Genomic DNA, 4,389 nt, shown 5'->3' with positions numbered 1-4,389 from the left:
GCTGTGTTTTTTGCTGGCAATTTTGCATTCGGGCTTGTCACAGAATCTTTGCCGCTTCAAATGGCGGGAATCGGGCATGAATAAATTTTGGCAGTTTTTACACCTGCGCTGGCGAATTTGCTTTTTCATAGACCTGATACCTCCTTAGGTCTATGATCGGATGGACGACATGGCGGGGTAGTATTTTTTCAAAATATGGCGGGGTCTGGCAGGGTCCAGCTGGATCGGGCGGGGTAGAACACACAACAAAAAAAACTCGCTACATAAATACCATAAGTAAACGCCTTGGTATGACTCCTTTCTCTCAAAGATTGCATGAAATATATAATCATTTTGAACTGCACATTAATGCAGATTTTAAAAGAAAAAAAGAGGCTGTAAATTAGTTCCCTAACCTAATCCCCCTAAACACTTTTTCTATTCTATGGTATGATAAGAATATTGGCCAGACATCTTCAAAATAACTCTTTATTTAAAATATTTTAGATATTATCAACGGAATATCACATCTAACTATATATTTTTACAGGTTTTATTTGGAACCTTTAATCATATTCACTAATAGGGGGCTATAAACTTTTATAAGATAAATTAAACCACTCGCGGTTAGAGATGCTAAAACTCCGCTTAGAAAACCTTTTATGAAAGATTTTTTTTTCTCTTTCTTCAAAAAAATACCGCTACCACCGGTGGCAATTTTACTGCCACCAGTTGCGATATTACTGCCACCAATTGCGATATTTGAATCTTTATCCGTAGCCAATGCCATTCTCCATTATACTACTGCCACCAGTTGCGATACTACTGCCGCCAGATGCAATATTAATCTGCTGGTTTTGTGGCCTCAATTCTATAACAGCATCATCTTTCTCTATAATTTTTATTTTGTTATTTCTATACTCAATTTGATTTTCTTCTGTTACATTGTAGGCTCCAAAATTTTGGATCGTATCAACTATCATTTTTTTGTTATTGACAAGGGCACTACAGACGAATAAGAAAACTTCGGTTTCTTCTGTAATACCCTCCTCTATCTCCGTTATTTTTTCAAAGGAGGTAGGGTTAAAACTCATGAGATCTAACCAAGTGCTTACGTGATGCTTTTCTTCCGCAATTTCAGCGTATAAGTCAATTATTATCTTATTTTTATCAATGCCAACTTTTAGACTATTATCTTGTTGAGGAAATCTGAATAAAACATCACTAATATAAGGTCTAAGTTCAGCATTTTTTAGAAAACAAGAACTCACGATATAAGTCGCCATACAAACTAGTATTCCTGATTTTTAATAAATTCTATTGTATCCTTTAACAATTCACCTGAATAGAAATTTTTAGGCCATTCAAACGCACCTCCTTCATGGATAGTTTTCTCTTCTATTTTATGTGTAAAATCTGATTCATCGTCATTACCAGGGCAGAAAAAATATATGCCAACGATTTTTCGAGAAATAGTTCCATCTGCCATTCTTCTACGCAATCTTTTTAGAAGGTATTCGCTGTGGGTTTCGATTATCAAAAACTTTGACGGTGTTTTTTTGTCGTGTAAAACTATATCAATAAATAAATCAGACAAGTCTGCTTGCATTTTAGGGTGTAAATGAATCTCAGGTTGCTCAATAATAGTTAGAGATTCTGGAAAGGATAAAAAACCCTGAACGATTACAGGTAAAACTTGTGATATACCGAAGCCAACGTCTGTAATGTCTAATTCCAATTTATTTTGGGAGACTTTCAGTTTGTGGATAACATCTTCTAAGGTTGATACATTTATGGAGACATCGAAACGAATCAACCAATCATTTACCTTGGACTTAACCTTTTCATTCTCTTTTAATATCTCGGTTAAAGAATTTCCATCTAACGTATCCAAAACAGTATTTATTTTAGCACGATCTAAAAAATAATATCTTTTAGGATGGGCTCTCAAGGGACTAACATAGTTGATTGATTCCTTACTGAAATTCTCTCTTAAAGTTGAAAGCGCCAAGGCAAAAGTTTTGGATATAATAGAAGCTATTGAAAAATTTTCTTGTCCTGATTTTGAGTCATTCCAGTATTTGCACTCCCGACTATTATAATCAAAAAGGCAAAATAATGTCGCATCATATTGAAGGTTATTTAATAGCTCTTTTATATCATATCCTGGCAACAAGCTTTCACATGAAAAAAAATCACTTTTTATTGATATTTCCGAATACATATCGCGTGCTTTATTGATCTTAAAATCAAGACTAAAGATACAGTTACCATTGTTACTTAAATTGATGGAAGAAATTTTTAATGCATTTTTCTTTTTAGTAACAATATTTTTAATCTTAAAAGATACATCAAAATTCTTGTTAGACAGATCCTGAAGATTTTTGCTTAAATCCCATAAATTTGATAGGTAGACTTCATTAATTTGATTTTCATTTGTACTTTTTATTGATGAAGAGAACGGGAAATATTTTATAAAATTTGTATCAAACGATTTTTCATTAGCGATGTTCTTCGAAAAAGACATAAATTTTTCAAAGTACGCTATAAATTCGGCTTTATTATTTGGAGTTTTTGTGAATTCTCGTAACTCATTATATTTTTGAGAATTTTTTTCCAACTTTTCACTGTTTAGAGTAGTAATGAGGTGGTATAATACGGGCCTAAGTGTTGGTGACTCAATTAGGCTTGAGTGCAACTTTTTAGTTAGAAACTCTAACAAAGCCGTATCTTTAAAGTTGAATGAGATTTCCAAATCCTCGTTTGTATTCTTCCTTTTGAATATATTTTCATTCTCTCCTAAACTAACAAATTCTCCATGAAGTCTAAGAGCAGATTTGTATTTATCCGAAAGCGCTGTCTGCTGAAGCATTAGAAGAAGTTGGATGATGCTACTTTTCCCAACACTATTAGCCCCGAGAAACACTGTAATCGGCTTTATATTCAAAACGCCTTCATTGAACGCTTTATAATTGCGAAAGGAAATTTGGTTTATCATAGTGCCCTCAAGGTAAAGAAATATTTTTCCAAGCATAGACATGTGAACTATGGAATTATCTAAAATCAAATTCGCATAAAAATCACCCATAAAAAGGCTAACAATACATGATCACAAAATTAGATCTACCATACCTTGGCTTTTTAAAAAAAGGCAAGCATAAAATTTTTACTGTGTAGAATGTTGAATTGAAAGAGAGTCAAAAACGGTGATCTTATAAAAACAGACCTTCAACAATCACTTCCTTTTCGACCTTCTCAAACCTTTACCCCCTGCTTTGGGAGTAGGGCCGGATGAGATGATGCTCAATCACCCCGCTTTTTGACAATGCTTAATTCGCAGTCAAATGTTTTTAAAGGCCTCAACGATGGCGTCAACCTATTGAATTCAGGGGATATCTTACTTGATTATTGACAGGCATGGCATGAGAAATATAGGTATGATACTCAATGCACGTTAATGTCTTTTGAACTGAGCCCTATGTCTATAAATCCGGTTTTTTTCGAAAACCTTTCAACCTCAATATATTGTGTCAATCTTGAAAAGCCGTGAATCAATTTTATAGAACATTAAATGTATTTTTGTGGTCGAAGCCGCTTCGCCACAAAGGCCTTGGCCGCGAGGGCGTTGGGAATGTCGTGGGGCGTAAAGTGTTGCCGCGTGCACCGTCAGCATGCTTGAGCCGGAATCCTTTCCCCGCGTATGGTAACGCTTAAGGACCCGGGTATAAACTACAACAGTTGTTTTCCTGTTGACGGTTCAAAATCGCCCGGCATACTTCCAGGGAAGAAATATGTTTATGCGCCGAACCGGGAATTTTCCATATACCATGAGCGTTTCCCGTTTCGTTTCCTTCCGTTATGCCATCTACCCCTCTTTATAAACTTTTTTTTGACAGCGTTTAGGTAACCGTTGCATTGGCTGTCCGCCAGGACCCGGGGCCGTTGGAAGTTCTTTTTGGTTTGGGTTTCAGTACATCGGACCTGTTTGTGGAACTCTCAACCCCTCTTTAATAAACCCCAAAAATAATCTTTTCAATTGATCGGGCTTCCTTATTTATAAGACTTTTCAGTTCTTAAAATTTATTACACTTGAATTTTACGTTAGTTTAACGTAAATAATAATTATTATTCTGCGACAATTATCTTGTCCGGTTGACGACAATTACCTTGACCGGTTTGTCGTGATAAAACCCCAGACACTAAAATTCACTTAATTGGAGGTGCAATCCCGTGTCGGGGAAATCAATAACCGAACAACAGATAAGGATATACATGTCAGCAAGAAGCAAAGGGACTATTCAAATCACAGCAGCCGCAAAGGCCGGAATATCAGATCGTTCAGGACGTAGAATCGAAAATGGCAATATTTCTCAAGGAGACAAACCCATGCGTCATTGGCGTACACGCAAG

The 4,389-nt window shown here is 35.7% G+C and carries 3 protein-coding genes; all 3 read right to left on the bottom strand.

Features of this window, described 5'->3' with window-relative positions; all coding sequences use genetic code 11:
- Positions 1-532: 532 nt before the first annotated feature.
- From B147_RS0106250 to B147_RS0106240, 3 genes are read right to left on the bottom strand one after another with little or no spacing between them, the layout of a single operon-like run.
- On the bottom strand, positions 533-763 hold the full coding sequence (locus tag B147_RS0106250) for a hypothetical protein (protein ID WP_020586372.1): 231 nt from the start codon (positions 761-763) through the stop codon (positions 533-535).
- Entirely contained in the window at positions 750-1,265 is a 516-nt protein-coding gene (locus tag B147_RS0106245) for a hypothetical protein (RefSeq protein ID WP_020586371.1), read from the bottom strand. The genes B147_RS0106250 and B147_RS0106245 overlap by 14 nt, the downstream gene beginning before the upstream one ends.
- 5 nt (positions 1,266-1,270) lie before the next feature.
- On the bottom strand, positions 1,271-2,977 hold the full coding sequence (locus tag B147_RS0106240; protein WP_157237801.1) for an AAA family ATPase: 1,707 nt from the start codon (positions 2,975-2,977) through the stop codon (positions 1,271-1,273).
- Positions 2,978-4,389: the final 1,412 nt, after the last annotated feature.

The organism is Desulfobacter curvatus DSM 3379, from assembly GCF_000373985.1.
Classification (GTDB): Bacteria; Desulfobacterota; Desulfobacteria; order Desulfobacterales; family Desulfobacteraceae; genus Desulfobacter; species Desulfobacter curvatus.
The sequence above is the reverse complement of the archived record's forward strand: the minus strand, read 5'-3'. Positions and strand labels throughout refer to the sequence as shown.

Excerpts from the sequence above, each read along its gene's own strand:
- B147_RS0106245 (WP_020586371.1), bottom strand. The coding sequence starts at position 1,265 with ATGGCGACTTATATCGTGAGTTCTTGTTTTCTAAAAAATGCTGAACTT.
- B147_RS0106240 (WP_157237801.1), bottom strand. The coding sequence starts at position 2,977 with ATGATAAACCAAATTTCCTTTCGCAATTATAAAGCGTTCAATGAAGGC.